The organism is Stenoxybacter acetivorans DSM 19021 (assembly GCF_000745895.1).
Classification (GTDB): domain Bacteria; phylum Pseudomonadota; class Gammaproteobacteria; order Burkholderiales; family Neisseriaceae; genus Stenoxybacter; species Stenoxybacter acetivorans.
In genome coordinates, this window is sequence record NZ_JQKE01000039.1 from 1 (window position 1) to 26012 (window position 26012).

Consider the following 26012-nt stretch of genomic DNA (forward strand, 5'->3'; position numbering starts at 1 on the left):
AAGGACTGACAACCATTGTCAGCAGCCCGATAGACACCTATAACGCTTTGGCAGATTTGATTAAAAGCGGCGGATTGGGTGCGATTCCGCAAGCGGTTAAACAATCGTATCTTGACCAAATCAGCCATTTGAAACAGCAGTATCAAATAGCGGGTGTAAAAGGTTCGTTTAATGCGGGTGTCGAAACGGGTAAATTGCTCACCGACATTGCCACCACCATTGGTACGGGTGGGGCTGCGGGCGTGGCAAAAGGCGGCGCGACACTGACTGCGGCTGTGGTGACGAATGTTACTAAAAAAGGAGGTGCTGCCGCAGGAAAAGGCATTAAATTCGGAACTGATGCTGCCCACAATGCTAAACTGTTTGTGGATTTGAAATTGGATTTAAAAGCCATTGAATCCGCAAATGAAGTGGTTGCCAGCTTAAAGAAAAATGGGAAATTGCCTGATTATTATATTACTAAAAACGAAGCAGCACAGCACGGTTGGCAAGCAGGTAAAGCGTTGAGTAATTATGCATCTGGTAAGCAAATCGGTGGTGATATATTTGACAATAACCCAAGAATATTACCGCAAACAAATAATAGAATATGGTACGAGGCAGATGTTGGTGTATCAAATACCATGTCCAGAGCAAAACAGCCCGGTACTCGGCTAGTATATTCAAACGATGGGTTGATGTATATCACCCGCGACCATTACGAAACAGTTATCTCTATTGGCAAATGGAAGTGAGGTGGATCGTGGATATTATACTTGAAGGCAGCAAAATGAAAACAGAGCAAGATTTTCATAATCAAATTTCTAAGTTATTAGATTTTGGTGAGTATTACGGAAATAATCTAAATGCACTATGGGATCGTTTAAGCACAGATGTAGAACGCCCTATTTTTATTATTTGGAAAGACCATCTTTGCGCAAAAAAAATGTTAGAACCTTATGTATTTAATAGAATAATCAATATCTTTGAAAAAACAAAAAATCAAGACATTGATTTTAAATGGAAAGATAAATTTGATTATTTTCTGGATTGATTTTTCTATCTATACTTAAGAGTTGCCAGTATGACTGGGATGCAAATAAAGCATTGGGAAAGTATGCTTCAGGTAAGCAAATCGGTGGTGATATTTATTATAACCAAGAAAAATTATTGCCATATACAAACAATAGAATTTGGTATGAGGTGGATATTGGTATCTCTAATACCATGTCCAGAGCAAAACAGCCTGGTACTCGGTTAGTATATTCAAATGATGGATTGATGTATATCACTCGCGATCATTACGAAACAGTTACCTCAATTGGCAGATGGAAATGAGGTAAATCATGAGAATTATTTTAGAAGGTAATCAAATAAAAACTGAACGAGATTTCCATAATCAAATTTCTAAGTTATTAGATTTTGGTGAGTATTATGGAAATAATTTAAATGCACTGTGGGATCGGTTAACTACTGAACAAAAGCCTATTTTTGTTGTATGGAAAGAACATTTACTTTCTAAGCAAAATTTAGGAGAAGAGTGTTTTAAAAATATTGTAGATCTCTTTGAAGCTGTTAAACAAGATGATATTTCATTCCATTTAAAATTTAATAATGATAAAGATCCTATTGATATATTTAACTATTCATTGGAGTAAGGTAAATCATGAAAGTTATTTTAGAAGGCAGCAAAATAAAAACTAAACAAGATTTCCATAATCAAATAGCCAGCTTATTAGATTTTGGCGAATATTATGGACATAATCTAGATGCACTTTGGGATAGGCTCCGCATAGACGTAGAAAGACCAGTTCTGCTTACTTGGCGAGATCATTTGCTTTCTAAGCAAGCTATAGGGGAAGAATATTTTCAGCACATTGCTGATATTTTTGAAAAAATAAAAAGAGAGGACTTATTATTACATCAGCAATTTCGCAATCAAGAAAATCCTCGTATATTTGATTATTCACTAGAATAATAAGCAGTTCTATTTATTATGGCTAAACTGTTATCGCGATATCGAGTTTAGCCACCCAAGCATCCATTTCCCTGGTCAACAACAAAGGCGACATCGGCAAAACCCTGAAAGAGCTGGGCAGCAGCAAAACCGCCAAAAGTTTAGCGGTGGCGGTGATCACCGCCGGTGTCGCAGAAAAAGTGGGCGGCAATGCGGCATTAAACAACATCAGCAATAATGCGACGCTGAATCAGTTCGCCGTCAATCTGACCAATTCGGTATCCGGTGCAATCATCAGCACCGCAATCAGCGGCGGCAGTGGTGAAGAAGCATTAAAACAGGCGATATTATCGGCATTGGTGCAAAGTGTGCACGGAGAAATTGCCGGTCAAATCAAAGGCACATTCAGCGACCAATACATCGCCCACAAAATCGCCCATGCGGTCGCGGGTTGTGCGGCGGCAGCGGCGAATAAGGAGAAGTGCAGAGACGGTGCGATTGGGGCGGCAGTGGCGGAGATTATCGCCGAAACCATGCCACGCCCCGTTTACGGTTCAAACACTTACGCAGACGATAAAAAGAAAATCGTCAATATCAGCAAACTCATTGCCGCCAGCGTGGTAACGGCGATTGGCGGCAACCCCAACACCGCTGCCAATACCGCTCAAACCGCCGTTGAAAATAACTATTTAAGCGAAAAACAAAAAGCCGATGAACAAAAAGAATCAGCGGCATGTAAGAACCCATGTTCAAAAAAAATTCTTAATAAAATCATATGATGTCAAAAAACGACTCAATCATCGCCCATTGGCTATCTGTCAAATCACTCGGGTACATAAAGGATTACCTACTATCTTGGTTTATCTGCTAATTATACGCCATATGATTTTATTAAGAATTTTTTGAATATTGGTTCTTAAACATTTTGAACATAGGTTCTAAAACCGCATTGTGCCGCGCTCAAGTAGAAGTAAAATACATTGCCGTCAGCGCAGGACAAAACGGCAGTTTCTCGGCGGGTATGATTACGGGCGTTCCCGCCAACTTGTACGATACCGTTAAAGGACTGACAACCATTGTCAGCAGCCTGATAGACACCTATAACGCATTAGCGGATTTGATTAAAAGCGGCGGATTGGGTGCGATTCCGCAAGCGATTAAACAATCGTATCTTGACCAAATCAGCCTACAGGGCTTGATTGTTTCGGATTGATATGTGATGAAAAAGCAAGTAGTCTGGTGTATCAAGCCATGACGGCGTTTTCTCCTTAGTATTTAAGAGTAATATGGCACTGGTTGATACAGCATCGCCAAAGTAAATTTTAATTTTATGATAAATAGCTGTATCAATAACATTTTTTATTATGAAAACAATCCGATATTTATTAAAGAATCATCATGACCACAGAGAATTTTGAAACCGCCGCTTTGCCCGCACCTGCACCCGCATCGCTGACTTTGGGTTTATTGCTGACTGCTGCCATCACCGGTTCGCTGGCATTTTTGCAGGTGTATTCAATCCAATCCATTTTACCGGTATTGATGCACGAATTTCACCTCAATGCCGTGGCTGCCGGTGCTACAGTAGGGGCAACCGTTTTGGCAATGGCGATGATGTCGCCGTTTATGGGTATGTTATCCGATGCGTGGGGCAGACGCTGGATTATCATCGGATCGGTGTTTTTTTTAAGTGTGCCGACCTTTGCCATGTGTTTTGTTCACAATATTGACCAAATCTGGTGGCTGCGGTTTTTGCAGGGCTTGGTGGTGCCGGGCATCAGTGTGGTGCTGTTGGCGTATATCGGTGAAGAGTTCGATGGTATTGCGCGGGTGAAACTGATGTCTTTTTATGTTTCCGGCACTGTCTTCGGCGGTTTTATGGGGCGTTTTTTATTGGGCTGGCTGAATGAATTTATCGGCTGGCGGTATGCTTTTTTGTTTATGGCGTTGTTAAGCGTTGCCGGCGGTGTGCTGGTGTTGAAGCAATTGCCGCCGTCCAAACGGTTTGTGCCGAAACCGCACGTGTCGCAAGCCTTAAAAATGCTGTGGCAGCATTTACACAACCGCCATGTATTGTCTGCCTGCGCTTTGGGTTTTTGTGTGCTGTTTTCACTTGTGGGCTGTTTTACGTATATCAATTTATACCTTGCCGCGCCGCCTTATGATTTGAGCAGCGCAGGTTTGGCAAATATTTTCACGGTGTATTTAATTGGCATGGTGATCACACCGGTGGCAGGACGGTTGATTTCGCGGTTTGGTGCGGTGCGTACGGCATTGCTGGCGGTGGCTTTATCGGTGTTTGGTGTGCTGCTCACTTTGGATAGTCATTTGTGGCTGGTGATTTTGGCTTTGGTGATGATGTCCACCGGTGTGTTCATTACTCAAGCATCTACGCTTAATTATATTGCGCACCACGTAACCGAAGGGCGATCTTTGGCGTCTGGCTTGTATTACATGGCGTATTACGGCGGCGGTACGGTCGGCGCGTTTTTGTGCGGTCATGCATTTGAAATCGGCGGCTGGCCGGCGGCAGTGAATACTTTAATCATTGCACAAGTGGCGGCAATGATAATTGCGGGCGTGCTAATGGCAAAGAAAAAGATATAATATTATATTTTCAGGAAATAATATTAAGGTAGCTCCCTGAAAGGCATACTGATGAGCTTTAACCGTCGGCGTTTTCTGCAAACCGCTTTAATCTTGGGGCTGATGCCTTTGGCGGCTTGTTCGCGCACAAGGAAGTTTTCCGAATTGCCCGCCGGCAGCCGTGTGCTGGCATTGGGTGATTCTTTAACCGCGGGTCACGGCGCGGCAGCAGGGCAGGATTACCCCGCACAATTGGCGCAAATCAGCGGTTGGGCGGTGATTAACGGCGGTGTGTCCGGCGATACATCGGCAGAAGCCTTGCAGCGGCTGCCTGAATTATTGAAAGAACGGCCTGAATTGGTGTTAATCGGCATCGGCGGCAATGATTTTTTGCGCAAGTTGCCTGAAAGTGAAACCCGTCGTAATGTTCGGGAAATGGTGGATTTGGTACGTGAAAAACACATTGATGCGGTTTTGATTGCCGAGCCGCACTTCACAACGGGCGCTGTGCTTGGTTTTGTCAGCGATCACCCCATGTATGCCGAATTGGCAGAAGAATTAAATATTCCGTTGTTTGCCGATGGCTGGTCGGAGATATTGTCGGATAAAAAATTAACATCAGATCCGATTCACGCCAATGCAAAAGGCTATCGCGTATTTGCGGAAGCGTTGGCATCGTTTTTGACGAAGCAAGGCTGGTTGGCGTAAGCCGTTGTTTTCGATTTAGCAGGTTGCCTGTATGACCTCATTGTGGATAATTGCTTGGCGACCGCATGATTTTGAAAATAACGCTTATTATTCAAATAACTTGTTTGCGGTTTTATAAAACAAAGCCGTTCTGAGTACCATAAAAAAACACAAATAATTATTACCACCATTTCATCAGGAGTCAGTAAATGAATTTTAATGATTTAATCCAAAACCGTGAGTTTATCGGCAGACACATTGATTTAAACGAAGCCGACCGCGTTGCCATGCTGGAAACCGTGGGCAGTCGCAATATGGATGAATTCATCAGCAGTGTTGTTCCGTATGGCATTCGCTTAAATCACCCTTTGGATTTACCCGACAGCATGTCTGAGTCTGCTGCTTTGTATAAATTGCGCGGCATTGCCAAAAACAATATTGTTAATAGAAGTTATATTGGTCAAGGGTATTATCCCACGCGTCTGCCTTATGTCATTGTTCGCAATGTGCTGGAAAATCCGGGCTGGTACACTGCCTATACACCCTATCAAGCCGAAGTGGCGCAAGGGCGGTTGGAAGCGTTGCTGAATTTTCAGCAGATGTGCATGGATTTAAGCGGTTTTGATATGGCGGGTGCATCGCTTTTAGACGAAGCCACCGCCGCTGCCGAAGCGATGAGCATGGCGCGCCGAATCAGCAAGTCATCATGTAATCGCTTTTTTGTTGATGGACGCGTGTACCCGCAAACGCTGGACGTGATGAGGACACGTGCCCAATATTTTGGTTTTGAATTGGTGGTGGGCAATTGGCAAACCGCATCTGAGGGCGAATATTTCGGCGGTTTGTGCCAATACGTGGGTAAGGGTGGTGATGTTGCCGACTTAAGCACACCGATTGCCGCCCTGAAAGCCAAAGGTGCAGTAGTGGCGGTGGCGGCAGACATCATGAGCTTGGTATTGCTGAAATCACCCGCCGCATTGGGCGCGGACATTGCGCTGGGCAGCACACAGCGTTTCGGTATTCCGATGGGTTTCGGCGGGCCGCATGCGGCTTATTTTGCGTTTAAAGAAGAATACAAACGCGCCGCGCCGGGACGAATTATCGGCATGTCGGTGGACGCGGCAGGAAAACCCGCTTTACGCATGGCTTTACAAACGCGGGAACAACACATTCGCCGTGAAAAAGCCAATTCCAATATCTGCACTTCGCAAGTGTTGCTGGCAAACTTGGCGGGCATGTATGCGGTGTATCACGGCCCCGAAGGCTTAAAACGCATTGCTTCACGCATTCATGCCATGGCGTGCGCTTTTGCCGATGCACTTTCGCATTTCGGCAGCTCGGTTTCAGACAGCCTGATTGTGCGGCATCATGAATTTTTCGATACGGTGGAAATGGATTGCAGCGAAGAAGACGAGGAATTGATTTATCAGCGTGCTTTATACAAAGGTTACAATTTGCACCGCACCGGCAAAGGCGTATTGGGTGTGGCGTTTCATGAAGCCAGCTCCGCTGAAGATTTTGCCGCTTTAACTGAAATTTTCTTAGGCAAAGCCCGTCCCTTGCCGCCGGAAACCAAATGCCGTATTCCCGATGCTTTGTGCCGCACCGATAAAATTTTGCAGCACCCCGTATTCAATAGTTACCACACCGAACACGAAATGCTGCGCTACCTGAAAAAATTGGAAGACCGTGATTTGGCGATGAACCGCAGTATGATTTCTTTGGGCAGCTGTACCATGAAATTAAATGCCACTGCCGAAATGATGCCGATGACTTGGCCGGAGTTTGCCTACGTGCATCCGTTCGCGCCCAAAGATCAAGTACAAGGCTGCCTGAAAATGATCCACGGCTTGGCAGAGCAGCTCAAAGCGATTACCGGTTTTGACTCGATTTCCATGCAACCGAATTCTGGTGCGTCGGGTGAATATGCGGGCTTATTGGCGATTCGCCGTTTTCAGGCAGCCCAAGGGCAAGCACGGCGTGATGTGTGTTTGATTCCGAAATCCGCTCACGGCACCAATCCTGCCAGTGCACAAATGATGGGCATGAAAGTGGTGGCAGTAAACACCGATGAATGGGGCAATGTTGATATTGCCGATTTACAAGCCAAAGCAGAGCAATATGCCGATACATTGAGTTGTTTGATGATTACCTATCCGTCCACCCACGGCGTATTTGAAGAAGGCATACGCGACATTTGCCAAATCATTCATCAGCACGGCGGTCAAGTGTATATGGACGGCGCAAACATGAATGCGCAAGTGGGGTTAATGCGCCCCGCAGATGTCGGCGCAGATGTATTGCACATGAATTTGCACAAAACCTTTGCCGTTCCTCATGGCGGCGGCGGTCCGGGTGTCGGCCCCATCGGCATGAAAATGCATCTTGCACCGTTTATGCCAAGCCACAGTGTTGTACCGGTGAATGGTGCGGCAGACTGCATGGGTGCGGTGTCTGCCGCGCCGTATGGTTCAGCCGGTATCTTGCCGATTTCATGGATGTACATCACCCTCATGGGTGCGGATGGCTTACGCCAAGCCACCGAAACCGCGCTACTCAACGCCAATTATATCGCCACCAAGCTGGCGGAAGATTATCCGGTGTTATATACAGGCAAAAACAACCGTGTGGCGCATGAATGTATTATTGACTTGCGTCCGTTAAAAGCCGAATCGGGCATCACCGAAGTGGACATCGCCAAACGCTTGATTGACTACGGTTTTCACGCACCCACCATGTCGTTTCCGGTGGCGGGTACATTAATGATTGAGCCGACTGAATCGGAGAGCAAAGCAGAACTTGACCGTTTTATCGTTGCCATGAAAGCGATTAAGCAAGAAGTGTTAAACGTACAAAACGGCGTGTGGAGTAAGGAAGACAACCCATTGGTAAATGCGCCGCACACCATTGCCGACATCATCGGTGAATGGAAGCACGCCTACAGCCGCGAAGAAGCCGTGTTTCCGCTGCCTTATGTGCGTGAAAACAAATTCTGGCCGAGTGTAAACCGTGTTGATGATGTTTACGGTGACCGTAATTTGGTGTGTTCCTGCCCACCGATGAGTGATGAATCATGATGCGTAACGCAATTGCGGCTGCCTGAAAACGTTAAGCAGCACCAAACGGCGAGACAGTTTGAATACATAAAGCAGAATTGCCATGTTGTTTTCAATGGTTTGCCGCAACAACAGGATAATGGTTTTGGCTTTAGGCTGCCTGAAAAATGCATATTTCAGGCAGCCGCAACACAAGGGAGTTTTACATGAAATACATCAGTACGCGCGGGCGCACTGCCCACCACCGTTTCAGCCAAATTCTGCTCATGGGCTTAGCACCCGACGGCGGTTTATTTTTGCCCGAACATTACCCGCACATTGATGAACAAACCTTATATCAATGGCGTGATTTATCCTATCCTGAATTGGCGTTTCAAATCATCAAATTATTTGCCGATGATATTCCCGAAGCCGATTTAAAAGCCATTATCAACCAAACCTATACCACCGATGCTTTCGGCAGTGAAACCATTACACCGCTGCGCCGCCTGCACGACGGCATCGGTATTTTGGGCTTGTCGAACGGACCGACATTGGCGTTTAAAGACATGGCAATGCAATTTTTGGGCAATACATTTGAATATGTATTATCAAAAGAAAACAAAGCATTAAACATTATCGGAGCCACCAGCGGTGACACCGGTTCTGCTGCCGAATACGCCCTGCGCGGCAAAAACGGCATACACGTATTTATGCTGTCGCCAAACGGCAAAATGAGCGCGTTCCAGCGAGCGCAAATGTACAGCCTGCCCGACGCCAATATCCACAACATTGCCATTGACGGCATGTTCGACGACTGCCAAGACATCGTCAAAACCCTGCAAAACGATGAGTTATTCAAAGAAAAATACCAACTGAGCACCGTTAATTCCATCAACTGGGGGCGCATTGCCGCCCAAATCGTGTACTACTTCAAAGGCTATTTTGCAGCTACCTCAAGCAATGAAGAAAAAGTATCGTTTTGTGTACCCAGCGGCAATTTCGGCAACGTTTGCGCAGGACACATTGCCCGCATGATGGGTTTGCCGATACACCGCTTAATCGTAGCAACCAACGAAAACGATGTTTTGTATGAATTTTTCAAAAGCGGATACTACAAACCGCGTGTTGCCGCACAAACACGGGTAACGTCCAGCCCGTCAATGGATATTTCTAAAGCCTCCAACTTTGAACGCTTTATTTTTGATTTAGTGGATCGTGATGCCACCCAAACCGAAGCCTTGTGGGACGAAATCGCCGCCGGTAACGGCTTCAATTTGCATTTGTTGCTGGACAAAATCCGCGAACAATACGGCTTCGTATCCGGCAAAAGCCTGCACAGCAACCGCATCGACACCATTGCCAACGTGTATGCCAACGACAATCAAATTATTGATCCGCACACCGCCGACGGCATCACCGTTGCCCGCAATTTGCGTGAAGCCGGTGAAAATGTTGTTTGCCTGGAAACCGCGCTGGCGGCAAAATTTGCCGACACCATTGCCGAAGCCTTGGGCAGCAACATCAACATTCCGCGCCCCGCCGTAACCGAAGGCATCGAAGATTTGCCGCAGCGCGTACAAGTATTGCCCAATAACGCCGCGGCAGTGAAAATGTACATGAAAGAAGTGTTAAACGGATAAAGCAAAAACGGTATTGAATCGGCTGAAAACAGGCTGCCTGAAAAATATTCAGGCAGCCTGTTTTTGAATAAAATTTATGAAAATTAATATGTTCAACCATTAAATCCTTCAAAACAATTAACTAGATAAACCATTTAGTCTGAAAAAATAGTAGGTTTGCTATAAGAAAAGAAAATATTAAAGCAGGTAGTACATAATAAAATTGAAATCATTAAAACAAGTTAAAGCAAGTTAAAGCAATCCGCTATAAAACCCAATTTTATTATCTTCAAACGTACCTACGATAAGCCCACGGTCGAGAAAACCATTGTGTTCCTCACAACAGGTTTCGGGTAAAAGCGCACAACCGTGACAGGCGGCAAGATTTAATGATTCTCGTCCCTGCCCGTGGCTAAGTATACATACGGGGTCATTTGAACAAGTTTTCGCATTTGCAATCGCTTTTTTGAAAATATGAGGAAACGCATCAGGTCTGCCTTGACGTACAAGACCTCCGAGCGTGCCTTCGGAATCCCCGCTTGCGGTATAGATGAATATTCCGGACATTTGCTTACCATCCACTTCTTCGGCACAGTAAATTCGTTCGCTGAGTGAAGCAATACTATATCCACACTCAAAACTAAGTTGCTTAATCAGCAAATGTGATAATGTGTGTAGCATTATGAATTTCGGTGTAATTGTTCGCGGGTGATTTTGTCCGATAAACGAAGTGCTGTAATTGTCTTTAATGCGGTCTGCTCTTGTTGTGACAACGGGATTTCTTTGCACCCAATCATCTATATCGCTTTGTTCAAATTCAATGAAGATTCCCTCTCCGCGAACTTCATAAGCGGGATACCAACGCGTTTCGGTTTCTTTGATATGAACAAATCCGGCATCGTATTTACTTGCCACCGGATTGATTCGAGAAAATCCGATTAACGCATTAACAACCCTAACCTTGTCTATGAGCGAAATCGACTTGATGTGCGGCAGGTTGTAATCGTCGCTATTCATTTTTTCACGGGAAAAATCCCCCAACGCTCCTGTTGGAGTCGAAACCTCACCGCTGAGTGTCGCATATTCTTCCGCTCGATATTTCACGCTTGTGACATCGGTCTCGACAGCATCTTCGTTAAGCCACTTGCGAGTGAGAATATTTCCAATATCAGCTTTTTCGGCAGCGATTTCCAACGCAATTTTTTCGACCCACTTTGAAAGTCGTTTTTTAATCATGTCAATTCGTTCATCGGGTTCTTCATCCTCAATAATCGTCATACAATCGGCAAACGCTTTACTGTTTTCAATCTTAGCATTTAGTTTGTCTGCAAATGGCGGAATAACCAAAGAACTATAAATCATTGGGAAATAAACCGATGACGAACCGCGTTGAACGGTTCTAGGATAGTAGGTGCATTTTTCTCTTATGTGCTTGTGAGGGTGATTACCCTCACATTTAAATTCCGGCGTATCACTGTCTTTATCGAGTTTTTCAAATTCACCTTTGCCAAAAGCATCTTTTAGTGTTGTCGTTGCGCCACACGAACAGGAGATACTTAACCCTTCCAATCCTTCGGTACCCGATGCTCCGGTCTTAAATTTCAAAGACGGAGTAGCGCAAACGCGTCTTTTACTCTGCTTATGTACCCACTTTACCCAAGGAAAATCGTTAATGTGTCCACATTCGCACACAGTCACAATACGGGCAACAACTAAATCCTGATGGCAATCCAAACATTGTATATGCTTCACCATATGCTCATCGAATTCGCGGGTTCTTTGCGATGCTTTTTTCTTGTACTTGGAAACCCATTGTGCTATCGGCTGAAATTTTCTGCACTTTGGGCAAAAGTACCATTCGGGAAAACGTGCGTAGGATATATCGGTAGGCGTGGCAAAATAGTCTACACCAAGAGCTTTCGCGAAACGCTCATCGAAAATTCTTGTTGATCCGCTCCAATATTCAGGTGCGGCAGTTATGAGCGTCTGGTCGGGAAAATCAACCATTGCACCTACTCCGTACTGTAAAACTGCCTGCACCGCTCTGACGGAATGTGTTACGCGGTTGAGTTCCACTTTTTCTCTGATTTGCTCATCCATTAGTCTTGTCCTCCCAAATCACGATTCTTCCTCTGACCTGCGAGTCAACGTTTCGCATTGAGATTAAAGTTTCGGTGGCGTAATCCTGCTCTGCGGAATTATATGGCCTGAGCAGACGTCTTTCTCCGGCGTAAGGAGGCTTAACCATATATTTACGCCCGAAATAAAACGGAATAACCGTCTTCCCGGTTTCGTTACACTCCTGAACTGTTTTCTGCCACTCGTCAAAAAACGCGTCTATCTCAACTTTGACATCATCAATATCATCTTTCAATCTATTGTCGGCGCGGATATTTATATCCCGAATGCGTTCAATTATAAATGTTTTAATCGCATCTATATCATCGGCAAAATATTCTCTGTCAAAGTTCGCCGCGTCTTTATCTTCTTTCAATCCTGTCCGTTGTCTGAGCATTGCGGTAAGAACGGCGTGTAACGCTCTTTCACGTGCGGGTTTTGAAAACGGCGTTGCTCCCGTAGGTTCAACAAACCGATAAAACGATTCGTGGTATGCTCTGAAACGCTCGTAATGTGAGCGGTCGCGGCTTTTTGTCGCATCATATTGTACAAAAGCAACGCCGGGAAACGAACGTCCGATGCGGCTTGACGCTTGAATGTACTCACTTGTCAGTTTCGGCTGCCCTACCATAAGCATAACATTCAGCCGAGCAACATCAATTCCGACGGAAATCATATTTGTCGCCAAGAGTACGTTGGAAGCGTATCGCTTGTCATTGATGTTTTCGCGGGAATACTCCAATTTTTCCAACTTATCAAGTGTCTCGTTTAACTCGGTGGTAGTGACACGGCTTGTCAGTTCATCTGCCCCAACTATCAACCGTCGCGATGTGAACATTCTATTTGCGGTTCTAACAATGAAATCTTTAACGTCATCGTCAACCAATGTTGACGCTTTACCTAGGTCTTTTAAGCTATTGAAGTATACTGTGAGCGTCCAAAGCTTATCTTTTACTTCATCCGATAAAGACATTGTATTCGCCTTCTGTAACAACGCAGCCATTGCTCTGATTTCTGTCATTGCTTTTGTTTTTCCCGATGGCATTATCCCTACATACCTACGACCAAACACTCCGCGCTCATAATCAACTGTTGCTTCACGCGCAAAAAATGAATCTTCGGCATTTAGCCCGGGCGAAGGAAATTGCACCACTTCACGATTGTAGAGTACGGAGCATTGCTCCTTTGCCCTACGAATCGTAGCGGTGGACGCGATTATTTTCGGTTTGACTCCTTTTTGTCCGCAGATAGCATCAACGGCGGTTTCATACAATCCGACCATTGTTCCGAGCGCGCCGGAAATCAGATGGAGTTCGTCTTGTATTATCAGTTCTGGCGCGCGGTTATTTGTCCCCGCAGCGAAGAACGCACCGATTCTCCCATCCCACGGTAGCATAGCAAATTTATCAACCGTTCCGAAAAGCAAAGTCGGTGGATTGCGGTAAAGTTCTTCGTCAATAATTTGAATAGGAAGCCGCGATGTAAAATCACAGTCCTCTTGTGGACAGAACATATAGAAATACTTATCGCGCATTGCATAGCCCCATTTGCCGATAAGAGTTTTATCTTTGTCATCTTTAACAAGTTTTGTCCCACACCAAGGACATTTCAATACTTGAAATTTGTTGTGCCTGTCTTTTTCATTCCTTACATAATAATGCTCACGGACATTCAAGAGCTTTTCAAGATGATATTTTGCATCCTCATTTCGGTTCGGTATATGCGTTCCTCCGATCCACAAACCTATTGTAATCGGTTCTTTTCCTAACGGATAATCGGGATAGGTATGCTGCTTTGCTTCACAATCTTTACGAATAAACTCGCAAGCACATATTAACGTAGCTGCGCGGGTAAATTGTTGAGCGGCAAGCAAACGGAGTGTATATCGCATTATTACAGATGTTCCACCGGATTCGGCAAGGTGAGTTAGTCGGCGATAAAATATTGTAAATGCAGTCAAGCCGAGATAAGCCTCCGTTTTGCCGCCTCCGGTCGGAAACCAAATTAAGTCTACAATGTCGCGTTCCGGCGATTCATCGTCTGTAATAGAGTTTATATCCATAAGCAGGAAAGCTACCTGGAACGGTCGCCAATGACAATTGTCGTCAGAGATTTCCCTATAATTCATATAACGCAACAACTCTGATATTTGTTCGTCACCGGGATATCTGTCAATATTTGAGGTGTCGGATTGCAGTTTTAGGTGGATCCTTTGCATAAACATCGCTCTGTTCGCGAGCGTAAATGCCGAGTACGCGTCGGAGTTATTACTCAATGTTTCAACACCCGCATACATTCTTTTGTAAGCGCGCTTACATTCTGATATATTTTTTGATGCTGCCGATTTATAACGAATATCAAGCGCAGAAGCGGTTGTCTCCAAAGTGTCAACCCAAGATTTGTAAAGGTCAACAATATTCTTCAGCGATAGCAACTTTTCGGATTTCGATACGTCGTTTAAGTCAGACAGGTACTTCATAGACAGGTCTTTTGCGGTAACTGTGTCATTTTTCGGCAAGTCAAAACTCATCGGCGGAACTTCGGCTTGCGGAAAGAACTCGCTCCAAATGCCGCCCTTTCCTGCTGTGTCGATGTTCCAATCAACAGAAACGCCAAGCCCTGTACCATACATCTTTTTTTTGCGGTACAACAGTTCAAGGGAACGCTCTTCTTCGTCCATTTCAGCAATGTCAGAATCGTGGTCAGTTTCATAGAAAATAAAGTCATTATTTTCTGATGAAATTTCAATTTTCGGCTGAAAAATACAATGATGCGCTTTCGCGGGAGTTTCGGCAAAATCATTTACCAACATAATGGTCAGAGACCGCACCTCGTCAGAGATTTTTGTTCTGAGCGCGGTTACTTTTGCAGTTGTTCCGTCGATTTTTTTATTGTTGTCAATATAATCCCCTTGAGAAAAATCAAGTATACAATCAGCCGTATGTGGTTCTCGAATATAGCCGTTCCTGCAAAAATCAACAAAACGATACGCGATTTGTCTTATGGCGGCAAACTCATTTTCCGGTATGATACCTTTTTCAAGGATTTCTTTGATTTCCTTTGCGGTTATAGGAGAAGTAAGCCGCATCACTTTATGTTTTTTGTCATAGCCCATTTTATGCACCAGCGCTGATGGCACGGAATAATTGTCTGGGTCATCGGGTGTAAAAGGTATTATGCAATCCGGCACTTTCGCGTTTCTGTAAGTCGCAAACACAACCTTGCAACGCACCACATCTACGGTTCCTTTGACGGTAAATGTTATCCCCATTGAGGACGGCATATACTGAGCGGACAATCCGATTTCTTCGTCCAAATTTTCCTCGGCGGTTTCGTCAAATTCACGCTCGCGTTTTTGTGTGGGTTTGTTGGCAGACGCATCGTCTGTCTGCGGAGAAACATCATCAATATCTTCGGTTTCGTCATTTTCGCTTTCGTCAGCATTTAACGGCACGGTTTCGTCACTGTCTTGGTTTACTTGATTGCCCTGCGGATAAAGTATTCCAATAGAATAACGACTTATCGGACTGCTTGAAATCAATTCATGCTCGGCATTGGGAACGGAAAACTCCGAACCCGGCCCAATCAACTCGGATTTGATTAGATTGATGTATTCTTTACGAGCACCTATCATTTGCTCTCTAATTTCGTTAGGGTTCACGCTGATACCTCCCACTCCGCTATCGGTTTATTTATTAGGTTTATCGGCACGATTGCTGGTTCGTCAAGCAGCGAAACACTTTCAAGTTCCAATATCTCCGAAAGATTCTCGACATTCTCATATACTGTTTCAAGCAAGCTCCCTTTAGGCGGCATATGACCGATTAGCTTATCCGTGATTGCCCTGCCAATGAGTTCGAGTATTTCCTTGCGTTGCCGCCTTACAACACGGCAAGCTTTGTAATAACCGTGTGTATCTTGGAGAAGACATGCGTCCTGCGTGAGTTCGGCAATTTGTTCAAGCGTTTTCTCATCACGCGGGCCCACTATATGGCTTTCTTCAATCAGCCATTGCCGCACTGTCATCTCTTGGAGTGAGCTGCCGAGTTTTTGCAAGGCTTTAGCAATCTCCCTATACGAGAGATTGTTGACATTCCCGTATTTCCGAAGCGCCTCTTTCCAGTAAACCGCCTTTTCAGTCGCTTCAAGAACATCAGATTTAAGCAACTCGTTTGCTTGCAGTTTTTCATAGATAAAATCCACCATATTTCGAGTGTAATCATCGCGTTTTGCAAATACCAATAGGTCGCCCGGAGTGAGATCATCGGTATTGCTTTCATTTACGGTACCGTTTGCAGAATCAAATATGACCGCCTTATAGTATTTTGAGAACAATATTTGTTCCCCAGTCGTAAATCGCCCGATAGAGCAAACTTCCGATATCGGAGAGTTTCCAGCAGAATCTGTTGCTTTTACCGTAAATCTCCCAATGTCGATGGTGTTGGTTTTATTGATGAATTGTTTCAAATCTATCTCATATTCTTCGAATATCGCAATCTCAGCTTCGGGCAAATTGTTATCTGACAAGCCGTCATCTACGGCATCATCATAATCAAAGATGCCCATTCTGGAATTGAGTTCTTTCTCGAAATTTCTCGCTTTACGAATTTTGGATTTGAACCAATGCGTTTCACATTCATAGAGAAAAACAATTATATCGGTTGCGGCTCTGCATTTGAGAGGGTCAAAGCGTTTCCCTGTGAAATCACCGACAACAATAATCTCGTCGTAACTTTTCGAATTATCAAACTGATTGGAGGTAACGAATGTGTAATTCGGTCTGTGTAACCCGATTTCTCTTTTAAGAATATCAATGTAATATACTTTTGGAACAATAATCGCGACTTTCCTCTGCTGGGATTGCAATAATTGTTTTAGCCTGTCATATTTCGGACAAACATCGGAATACGATTTATAGAGACGCTCTAATAGTTCGGTAATATATGCACACTGCAAATTTGTAATTCCCGATTTATCGGATAGTTCCCGTAATTCTCGTATTCGTACTGCCGGAGAGAATATTATCGCCGCTATTTGCCCGCTTTCCACAGCTTTTTCCAGCTTGCGTATTGGAAAGACCGCAGTTGCAAACAAATTCAAAAGAGAATACGCGGAAATGACGAATCGTTTTTTCAATTCTTCGTTCCAGTCCGCTCGCTTAATTATGTAGAGAGCTTCTTTTGCTTTGCGGAAATCGTCCCAAGAGCACGCACCATCAATAATTTCCATTGTGACTGCGTTATGAACAATATTTCCAACCTGTTTAGCAAGCTCATTAGTTAGTATGTTCGATGCCTGAGAAGGAAGCGAGTTTTGCAACAGAAATTTTCTGGTGCAAGCAAATAACATTGCGCTTTCTTGCGTTCTGACAAGATTTTCTGCACCATTTGAATCTATCCCTGCCGAAATGTGGGCAAACTTTAACGATTTTCTTTCAAGCAGCTCCTTTAATTCTGTGCCGCCTTTTGCCAGTGCATCAGAACTGATAATCATTAATCCCACGGCTTTATTACCGTGCTTATCAAGCACCAAATCCCGAGCGGTTGAAATCTTTCCTGTTACTTTCAAAACGGGTTCTGCTTTCGCGGGATTGTTGCCGTATTGATACTCTTCGCCGCTGTCGGTATAATATGCCGCAGGGGCAATATCAAGTAAGCCGATTTGTTTGTCCTTGGCATAAACAATATCAATGCCTTTGGCTATACGGTAAAACTCATTGCGTTCCATAACAATAACCGTAGAAACGCCCATAACGCTTGGAATTTCCGAGGATGAAACGTCAAATATGTAAGAAATAAAATCGGAACGATTATTTTTATATCTTTTTATTCCACGCCCGTCGGTTTTCTCCGATTCGCCGGAGTACGGTCTTACGCGGTGCTTATTCGCTTCATACAGAATATACCGTTTTAGTGGTCCGTTTTTACCGACCGCGTCCTGTTCCAGCGCAAAATGCAAATTTCCAAATTCGGTCGTTGTTCCAAGCCAACGATAGCGTTGGTTTTCGTAGAGAACCATATCGCCGATGTTCAATGCATCAATAATTTGTTCAGGTGTGGTAGCATCAAATAACAAACAACCCAAAGCCGCAGTGATAAGAGAAATAATCTCAAAACACACAGAACCTGTATGTAAAGCAATACTTACCGAGCGTTCTTCACCGGACAATTCAGACGCGAAAAAGTCGGCGTACTTTTTGACAAGCTGCTCTTTGGATATGAGCGAACTTTCAAAATAGATGTCGCACTTTTCGGTAAGCGCGGACAGCATTTGTTCGTTTGTCACGGCGAAATCACCTCCCGTCATTACTATTACAGAGCGTATCAAGGCATAGCCGCATAAAGCGAGCCATTTCTTCTACGGCGGGTATGGTTACTGAGTTGCCGAACTGCTTGTACCTTTGAATGTCGGGAATGCTGTCGGGGAATGAAAAACCATCCTCTCCGTTTTCGTTCATAAAGGCGTAGTTTATAAAGCCTTGCAGCTTTCCCCACTCGGTGGGAGTCATCACTCTAACTCCTTGGTCATTAAGCGGAGTTTTCTTTCCCTTGATCTTTAATCCTGCTATGCCGTCGCGAGGGTCATAAAGTAGATTGCGCTCCTTGCCTGAACCGCCTGTTGCAAGAAGCGTATTGGCAATGGGATTTTCAATATCCGGTTGGTTTACGATTCGGTATCCAAACCCATATCCCTTGCCTTCCTGACGCTCTCTGTGTTGAACTAAAGTTTCGAGATACCCCGAAGCCATATAGTATCGTGGTTCAACATCTTGCTCCATCAAATCGTTAAGATTGGCATATAATTGCCGTTCACGTTTTTTTGGCAGTTCAGACGGCAGGGAATCCAATTTGTCGGGACAAAAGCGTTCACGGTCAAATCCGATAATATATGTTCGCGGTCGATTTTGCGGAACACCAAAATTACGGGAATTTCTCACGAAATCTTTTGGATTATATTTTGAAATCCCGTTGTTCATCATCGTTACGCCGATTACTCTGTATTTCAATCGTATTTCCAGCGTGTCAATTATCTTTCGGAATGTGGCACCTTTATCGCGGGTAACGAGGTGGTCTACATTTTCTAAGAAAAACGCACACGGGCGTGTCCTCTCGATAATTTCGGCTATATGAAAAAATATCTTTCCTTTATCTTCGTTAGCGAACCCTTCGCCGAGTCCGACACGGCTGAATGTCTGGCAGGGAAAACCCGCAAGAAGTACATCATATGCAGTACTTTCGATTTTTTTCTTAAACTCTTCTGTTGTTAGATCGTTTTTGGGATTTTCTCCAAAAATATGTTCATATGTCATACAGGCGTACTTGTCAATCTCAGCTGACAACACATTTGTAAATCCTCCGGCAAGCTCAAATCCGCGTCTTATTCCACCTATTCCGGCGCAAAGGTCAACTGTCCGATATGGCGACTGCGGATATACACGTAGTGCACGTTCTATATCATCGCCGCATCCTAAAACATCACGCTTAATGCGATTGCCCCAAAAGCGTAACACCGTCCATCCGTTTGCCGTCAAGCATTCGACAACGGTTCTGTCCCGTTCCATATTCTTCTCGATTTTCGGAATCCAAAACTCGCGGTTGGTCTTAATATCAGTTGCCGTGCGTTTCCAATCGTAGCCGTGCCAAAATTCACTGTCGCAAAAAACGGCTACTTTCCGAGCTTTAAATGCAAAGTCGGGTTTCCCAAATACAGTTTTATCGTTGCGTGAATAGGTCATTAAACCGCGACGGTCAAGTTCTGTGCAGAGAGCTTTTTCAAGTTCACTATCTTTGCCGCGCACACGGCTCATATTGAAACTGATTTGCTCTTTTGTCTTTCGAGCCACAGCGTGTCACCTCGCTTGATAATGTTGTCAGTCAGCTTGCTTTACAATCCAACGCTCATTGCATTTTGCGTTCGAGTAATCCCTTTTCTTTACAGCGAGGCAATGTCCGACTTGGCATTTCGGGGTGATCTGTCAATTACAACCACGATTACATTTTGTGTTGAGTTCGGATTGTCTCTGAGAAAATTCAAAACAGCCATTTCAGTTAAGGTGCAATTTATTGTGCAATTATTGCCTTTTAACAGTTCTCGCGTCAAAAGAATATTCATCATCAAGCGGTACAATAATCCGGAACACATCGCCGCCAATTAACTCAGGATCTTTGTTTGAATAGTAACGATCATATTTATACAGATTTCTTACATCAAAACCGAGTTTGTCTGCATATTCAATGTTGTGAAAGGATTCGGCAATAATTGGATTCTTCAGATTCAGTTGAAAATTTTCCGGTGTAATAGCGCCATCTTTATCAGCCCGATTAGCATTTTCGGTAAAAATCTGGTCACATTCGGTGATAAATTTTGCGGTAACCGAACTTGTAAATTCACGACGCATCAAAGTATCTGCAAGTATCTTGTGCAAAATCTTGCTGCAAAGATTATAGTTGTCTGCTGCCTTTTTTCAGTTTTCTGTTTTCAGCCAGCCTGCATTCTACCGAAACCATTTTCGCAGCGCGTCCAAACCACTGAAACGGATAGACACATCAGCCGCTGCTTGGGTTTTGGGTTTTGCGTGAAACGCCACGCCAATATCAGCCGCTTGGATCATTGGAATATCATTGGCACCATCGCCCACAGCCAAAACCACACGCTGACTTAAATGCCATTTTTCTCGGTGTTCAACCAGTAAATCGGCTTTGGTTTGTGCGTCAATTAATCGTCCGCTCAATTCGCCGCTTAATACGCGGTTTTCAATCACCAATTGGTTGGCGTAAGCCGCGTCCAAATTCAAACTTTTGCGCAATCGTTCCGTGAAATAAGTGAATCCGCCGGATACCAGCATAAATTTCACGTGATGTTTTTTGCATTCGTCCAATAAATAAACCGCACCTGCGGTGAGTTGCAACACGGAATCGTAAACGGTTTGCAGTGTTTCTTCAGGTAGCCCTTTTAAGAGGGAAACGCGTTCTTTTAAAGATTGTGCAAAATCCAATTCGCCGCGCATGGAGCGTTCGGTAATCGCCGCCACTTGCGCTTTTAAACCGACACCTGCGGCGATTTCGTCCACACACTCAATGGTAATCAACGTGGAATCCATATCGCTCAAGATTAAGCCGATGTCGGCAAAGGCATAATCAGGCAATATTCCAAAATCAATTTCCTGTGCCAAAAGGGCTGCCTGAATGGTTTCAGGCAGCCTGAAATCGGTGGCAACGGGCAGGCGCAATACGGTGTTGTCAAAAGCAAAAACGGGTTTTTCGGATAAGCGGTTTACGGCACTCAAATCACATTGAGCCAAGCGCGGGTGCTGTAACACCAAAACAGAGGCGGATTTTGAAGATTTCATTTTTTCGTGTCAAAAAAATACGCAGTATATAGTGATTTTCGTGAAAATGCTGACAAACTCGGCGATTTTCAGTGTTAAAATCAAAACCATTTTTGATTGATTTATCTGATGCAGGAATTTTCATGAACCACGCTTTTCCTTTAGTTGAAACCATAGTCGGCGGCTTGTTTTTTGCCTTTATTCTGGGTTTTTTGGCACAAAAATTAAAAATGCCGCCGCTTGTGGGTTATCTGCTGGCAGGCATTGTTGTTGGTCCGTACACCGCCGGATTTACCGCCGATGCGAAATTGTCGCAGGAATTGGCGGAATTGGGGGTGATTCTGCTGATGTTCGGCGTGGGGTTGCATTTTTCCATTCGTGATTTATTGTCGGTGAAGCGCGTTGCTGTTCCGGGTGCGGTGATACAAATCGGCTTTGCCACGCTGCTGGGTTTGGGGCTGGGTTTGCTTGTCGGCTGGCACTGGGGTGCGGGGCTGGTGTTTGGTTTGGCGTTGTCATGCGCGTCAACAGTGGTGCTGATTGCCGCGCTCGACCGCTGGCATTTAAAAGATTCTTCGCGCGGACGCATTGCCACCGGCTGGCTGATTGTTGAAGACATTGCGATGGTGTTTGTGTTGGTTTTGATACCTGCTATGGCGGAAGTATTGTCGGGCAAAGGCACGGTATCCGGGCAGGAGCTGTTGTATCTTGTCGGTGAAACCACGCTGAAAATCGTGGCTTTTGTGGCAGTGATGCTGCTGATTGGGCGGCGGGTGATTCCGTGGTCGCTTAAAAAAGTGGTGCGCACAGGCAGCCCTGAATTGTTTCGCTTGGGTGTGGTGGCGATTGCGCTGGGCTGTGCGTTGCTTGCCAATTATTTGTTTCACGTGTCTTTCGCGCTGGGTGCATTTTTTGCCGGTATGATTTTGAGTGAAACCGAAATGAATCACACTGCCGAAGAAGAAAGCACGGGTTTGCGCGATTTTTTCACTGTGTTGTTTTTTGTGTCGGTGGGCATGTTGTTTGACCCCGGTATTATTGTGCGTGAACCCTTATTGCTGCTGGCAACGGTGTTGATTATTGTGGTGGGTAAAAGTGCGGCGGCTTTTTTTATTGTGAAGTGGCTGGGCTACCCGAAAAACACTGCGCTTACCATCGCCGTTTCGCTGGCGCAAATTGGTGAATTTTCATTCATGATTGCCAGTTTGGGTTTGGTTTATCAAATTTTGCCGCCCTTGGCCAGTGATGTGATTTTGGGCAGCGCGCTGATTACCATTATTCTCAATCCGTTTTTGTTTATGTGGTTAAACCACCTCCGTCAACAGCAAACCGCACAAACACCCGCGCAAACAACATCAAAAAGCGAAGACGGCGAAATTTTGCTCAGTGGCAAACCGCACGCCAAAATGGCTGCGCCGATTAAACCTGTGTCAATTTTATTCCAAGACGAAGACATGGTGATTGCACCGCCGGTGAGCGGTCATGCCGTTATGGTGGGCTACGGCTCGGTGGCGCGGTTGGTGCTGGCGCATTTGCAAAATGTCGGTGAAACCGTGTATGTACAGGAAAGCCGCTTGGACGTGGCAACTGAATTGCGCGCCCGCCAAATTCCCGTGGCATACGGCAACGCGTTGTCTGAAGGCATGTTGGGTGCGGTGTACATCGAAGAAGCCAAATATTTAATCATCACGATTCGCAACCATGCCGAAGCAGTGGCGATTGTTCAGGAAGCCTTAAAACTGAATCCGCAGTTAGCCATCATTGTATTCAGCTCCGATGCCGAAGAAAACATCGCGCTGAACGAAGCCGGTGCAACGTATATTGTGGACACCAAATTCATTTTGGCAGAAGAAATCATTCGTTTGTTTGACCGAATCGCGGCAAAAGAAAAACCATCGGTGCAAACAGATGAAAGGCTGCCTGAAACATTGCTTGAGACGCTGCTTGAAACGCCGCCTGAAACGCAAAAAACAGCCGAAATATAAGGGATTACGGCAAAAACCATAACGGCGTAAGGCATATTTCAGCGTTTTTCTGCTATATGCCTTTTATAAAGATACCAACGGCAGCATTGTCAGGAGGTTATGTGAGTACTTTTATCAACGACAACAGCGTTTTTTCCTTGCTCTATCAACACTATACTCAAGTGCCGCATTGCGTGGCAATCGGCATTCGTGCGGAGGGCGCAGATTGCGGCAAGCCGGTGATGAGTGTGCCTTGGCGCAGCGAATTGGTGGGCAACGCCGAAAGTCAAACGATACACGGCGGCATAATCACTTCCTTGGTGGACGTGGTTTCTGCCTGTGCCGTGGCAGCAAAACTGACTGATTTTGAAGTGATTGCCACCTTAGACATGCGCATTGATTATATGCACCCCGCCACTTCAGGCGACCGCGTTTATGCCAAAGCAGAGTGTTACCGCTTGGCAGGACAAGTGGCATTCGTGCGCGCCCATTGTTATCAGCACGATGAAAACGACCCCATCGCGCTGGGGACTGCCGCATTTATGCGCACACCGTTTGCTGATGCAGCAGAAAAACAGCAATTTGAAAGCTACCTGAAACAGCATTACGGCAAAGGAGAATTGGCATGACCACGGCATTTACATCAAACCCTGCACTCACTGAAAACGCCCGCCGCATCATGCCGTATGCCGCTTTTATCGGCTTGGAAGCGGGTTACGGCGAGCGCGATCAGTTATTGTTTTCCCTGCCGTTTATCGAACAAAACATCGGCAATATTTTTCTGCCCGCACTTTACGGCGGCTTAATCGGCGGCTTTTTGGAAAGTGCTTCTTGCTTATTTTTGTATCACAGCGCGAATTTATCGCAACTGCCGAAAATGGTGGATTTTTCGCTGGACTATTTGCGCAGCGGCAAACCCGAAACCTGTTACGCCTGTTGTGTACTCACTCGGCAAGGTCATCGCATTGCCAATGTTGCCGCCGAAGTGTGGCAAAGCGATTCTGCCAAACCCATTGCCACCGCGCGCACCCATTTCCAGATGCCGCAGACATAGGTTTGGCGGGCGGCGGATAAGACGCAAACACACTTTACAGGCTGCCTGAAAACAAACCATCGCCGCGATGAACCCCGTACAGACAGTGCGGCAACCCGTATCTCAAAGCCATTCCGAACAGATAGATTGCTTGCCGTTTTGCCGTGATGTATCTGTTGGATTTTGTGCATCATTGTTAAAATAATGTTGGTTATTTTTTCCGCAAACCCAATAAATCATGTTTTAATTCGGTGAAATCCAATCAAATATTACTGCCATGAATGCTCACTCCGCCCGAACACCCATAATCCACTCACTTTTGGATACCGATTTATACAAATTCACCATGTTGCAAGTGGTTTTGCACCAATTTCCGCAAGCATACGGCGTGTATGAATTTCGTTGCCGCAACAACGACGAAACGGTGTATCCCTTAGCCGAAATCCAAGAAGAATTGGAATGGGAATTGGATCAATTGTGCCAAATTCAATTTACTGAAGACGAATTGGCTTATTTGCGCGGATTGCGTTTTATTAAAAGCGATTTTGTTGATTATTTGGAACTTTTCCAACTCAAACGCCGTTTTATTCGCGTCAGCACCGACGAACAGCGGCGGCTGAATATCCGCGTGGAAGGTCCCATTCTCCAAGCGATGTTTTTTGAGATTTTCACGCTGGCGATTGTTAATGAGCTGTATTTCCGCCGTTTGGAAACGCCTGAAGTGCTGGCGGAGGGTGAACGCCGTTTGCAGGCGAAAGCCGAATTGCTGCGCCGTTATGCCGCCGAAAATCATTCAGACGAATCGCCGTTTTTAATTTCCGACTTTGGCACTCGCCGCCGTTATCGCTTGTCGTGGCAGGAACACGTTATCCGCACACTGTATGATGCCGCGCCCGATATTTTTCGCGGCACCAGCAACGTGTATTTGGCGAAAAAACTGAACATCACCCCAATAGGGACAATGGCGCACGAATTCATGCAAGCGTTTCAGGCTTTGGATGTGCGCTTGCGTGATTTCCAAAAAGCCGCGCTGGAGGCGTGGGTGCATGAATACCGCGGCGACTTGGGCATTGCGCTTACCGACGTTGTTGGCATGGACGCATTCTTGCGTGATTTTGATCTTTATTTCGCCAAACTCTTTGACGGCTTGCGCCACGACAGCGGCGACCCGTATGTTTGGGGCGACAAAGCATACGCGCATTATCGGAAACTCAAAATTGATTCACGCACCAAAATGCTCACGTTCAGCGACGGCTTGAATATCGAGCGGGCGTGGGATTTGTATCAGTATTTTAAAAACCGTTTTAAAACCAGCTTCGGTATTGGTACTAATTTAACCAACGACATGGGCATTGTGCCTTTGAATATCGTATTGAAACTGGTGGCGTGCAACGGGCAATCGGTGGCAAAAATCTCCGATACACCCGGGAAAACCATGTCTGACAACAGCACATTCTTGGCATATCTGCGTCAAGTGTTCAGCGTTTCCGAATAGGTTGCCTGAAAGCATCAATACAGGGATACAGGCAGCCATTACGGACAATAGAGTAACGGTTTTGGGGTATGGCGGCGAGATTAAGTAAGGCACTTAAAGGCCTTAGAACCCATGTTCAAAAAAATTCTTAATAGAATCAAATGGTGTATAATTGGCAGATAAATTAAGACAGTAGGTAATCCTTTATGTACCCGAGCGATTTGACAGA

21 protein-coding genes are annotated in these 26012 nt (G+C 45.2%); 15 read left to right on the top strand and 6 right to left on the bottom strand.

Features of this window, described 5'->3' with window-relative positions; all coding sequences use genetic code 11:
* The 11 genes from Q384_RS13990 to thrC form a co-directional block, all read left to right on the top strand.
* A partial coding sequence (locus Q384_RS13990) for a ribonuclease domain-containing protein (RefSeq protein WP_051940577.1) occupies window positions 1–734 on the top strand: 734 nt, incomplete at its 5' end.
* A gap of 8 nt (window positions 735–742) precedes the next feature.
* Window positions 743–1033 (top strand): barstar family protein, encoded by a 291-nt coding sequence (locus tag Q384_RS06630; RefSeq protein WP_037586733.1) that lies wholly within the window; start codon window positions 743–745, stop codon window positions 1031–1033.
* Window positions 1030–1317, top strand: a complete 288-nt coding sequence (locus tag Q384_RS06635) for a ribonuclease domain-containing protein (RefSeq protein ID WP_051940578.1) — start codon at window positions 1030–1032, stop codon at window positions 1315–1317. The genes Q384_RS06630 and Q384_RS06635 overlap by 4 nt, the downstream gene beginning before the upstream one ends.
* A gap of 8 nt (window positions 1318–1325) precedes the next feature.
* The gene (locus Q384_RS06640; RefSeq protein ID WP_051940581.1) at window positions 1326–1637 is read left to right on the top strand and encodes a barstar family protein; all 312 of its coding nucleotides are present in this window, start codon (window positions 1326–1328) and stop codon (window positions 1635–1637) included.
* Window positions 1638–1645: 8 nt separating this feature from the next.
* Window positions 1646–1957, top strand: coding sequence for a barstar family protein (locus Q384_RS06645; protein WP_037586715.1), 312 nt, complete (start codon window positions 1646–1648; stop codon window positions 1955–1957).
* Window positions 1958–1995: 38 nt separating this feature from the next.
* Window positions 1996–2715 carry a DUF637 domain-containing protein gene (locus tag Q384_RS06650; protein WP_281174511.1) on the top strand — a complete coding sequence of 240 codons (720 nt, stop codon included), beginning with the start codon at window positions 1996–1998 and terminating at the stop codon, window positions 2713–2715.
* Between the two features lie 146 nt (window positions 2716–2861).
* The gene (locus Q384_RS06655; protein WP_037586719.1) at window positions 2862–3149 is read left to right on the top strand and encodes a hypothetical protein; all 288 of its coding nucleotides are present in this window, start codon (window positions 2862–2864) and stop codon (window positions 3147–3149) included.
* Window positions 3150–3334: 185 nt separating this feature from the next.
* On the top strand, window positions 3335–4543 hold the full coding sequence (locus tag Q384_RS06660) for an MFS transporter (protein ID WP_051940582.1): 1209 nt from the start codon (window positions 3335–3337) through the stop codon (window positions 4541–4543).
* A 51-nt stretch (window positions 4544–4594) separates the two neighbouring features.
* The gene (locus tag Q384_RS06665; RefSeq protein WP_037586721.1) at window positions 4595–5230 is read left to right on the top strand and encodes a GDSL-type esterase/lipase family protein; all 636 of its coding nucleotides are present in this window, start codon (window positions 4595–4597) and stop codon (window positions 5228–5230) included.
* Window positions 5231–5418: 188 nt separating this feature from the next.
* Window positions 5419–8286: an aminomethyl-transferring glycine dehydrogenase gene (gcvP, locus tag Q384_RS06670; RefSeq protein WP_037586722.1), complete on the top strand. Its 2868-nt coding sequence runs from the start codon at window positions 5419–5421 to the stop codon at window positions 8284–8286.
* 185 nt (window positions 8287–8471) lie between these two features.
* Window positions 8472–9887 (top strand): threonine synthase, encoded by a 1416-nt coding sequence (thrC, locus tag Q384_RS06680; protein ID WP_037586724.1) that lies wholly within the window; start codon window positions 8472–8474, stop codon window positions 9885–9887.
* A 231-nt stretch (window positions 9888–10118) separates the two neighbouring features.
* Here thrC and drmB read toward each other — a convergent pair whose 3' ends face one another.
* The 6 genes from drmB to serB all read right to left on the bottom strand — a co-directional run bounded on the left by drmB (window position 10119) and on the right by serB (window position 21333).
* Window positions 10119–11966: a DUF1998 domain-containing protein gene (gene drmB, locus Q384_RS06685; RefSeq protein ID WP_051940585.1), complete on the bottom strand. Its 1848-nt coding sequence runs from the start codon at window positions 11964–11966 to the stop codon at window positions 10119–10121.
* Complete coding sequence (locus tag Q384_RS06690; RefSeq protein ID WP_156956487.1) at window positions 11959–15645, bottom strand: helicase-related protein; 3687 nt, start codon at window positions 15643–15645, stop codon at window positions 11959–11961. The genes drmB and Q384_RS06690 overlap by 8 nt, the downstream gene beginning before the upstream one ends.
* Window positions 15642–18269, bottom strand: coding sequence for a DrmE family protein (locus Q384_RS06695; protein WP_156956488.1), 2628 nt, complete (start codon window positions 18267–18269; stop codon window positions 15642–15644). Before Q384_RS06695 ends, Q384_RS06690 begins: the two co-directional genes overlap by 4 nt.
* Window positions 18270–18276: 7 nt before the next feature.
* Window positions 18277–19827, bottom strand: a complete 1551-nt coding sequence (gene vsr / locus Q384_RS06700) for a DNA mismatch endonuclease Vsr (protein ID WP_281174510.1) — start codon at window positions 19825–19827, stop codon at window positions 18277–18279.
* Between the two features lie 228 nt (window positions 19828–20055).
* The gene (locus Q384_RS06705) at window positions 20056–20382 is read right to left on the bottom strand and encodes a hypothetical protein (protein WP_051940589.1); all 327 of its coding nucleotides are present in this window, start codon (window positions 20380–20382) and stop codon (window positions 20056–20058) included.
* A 96-nt stretch (window positions 20383–20478) separates the two neighbouring features.
* The gene (gene serB / locus Q384_RS06710) at window positions 20479–21333 is read right to left on the bottom strand and encodes a phosphoserine phosphatase SerB (RefSeq protein WP_037586726.1); all 855 of its coding nucleotides are present in this window, start codon (window positions 21331–21333) and stop codon (window positions 20479–20481) included.
* A gap of 122 nt (window positions 21334–21455) precedes the next feature.
* Between serB and Q384_RS06715 the strand changes: the two genes are divergently transcribed.
* The 4 genes from Q384_RS06715 to pncB all read left to right on the top strand — a co-directional run bounded on the left by Q384_RS06715 (window position 21456) and on the right by pncB (window position 25804).
* Window positions 21456–23297 carry a cation:proton antiporter domain-containing protein gene (locus tag Q384_RS06715; RefSeq protein WP_084224420.1) on the top strand — a complete coding sequence of 614 codons (1842 nt, stop codon included), beginning with the start codon at window positions 21456–21458 and terminating at the stop codon, window positions 23295–23297.
* A gap of 101 nt (window positions 23298–23398) precedes the next feature.
* Window positions 23399–23905 carry a PaaI family thioesterase gene (locus Q384_RS06720; protein WP_037586727.1) on the top strand — a complete coding sequence of 169 codons (507 nt, stop codon included), beginning with the start codon at window positions 23399–23401 and terminating at the stop codon, window positions 23903–23905.
* On the top strand, window positions 23902–24330 hold the full coding sequence (locus Q384_RS06725; RefSeq protein WP_037586729.1) for a PaaI family thioesterase: 429 nt from the start codon (window positions 23902–23904) through the stop codon (window positions 24328–24330). The genes Q384_RS06720 and Q384_RS06725 overlap by 4 nt, the downstream gene beginning before the upstream one ends.
* Window positions 24331–24586: 256 nt before the next feature.
* A complete protein-coding gene (pncB, locus tag Q384_RS06730; RefSeq protein WP_037586730.1) occupies window positions 24587–25804 on the top strand; it encodes a nicotinate phosphoribosyltransferase in 1218 nt (405 codons plus the stop codon).
* Window positions 25805–26012 lie beyond the last annotated feature (208 nt).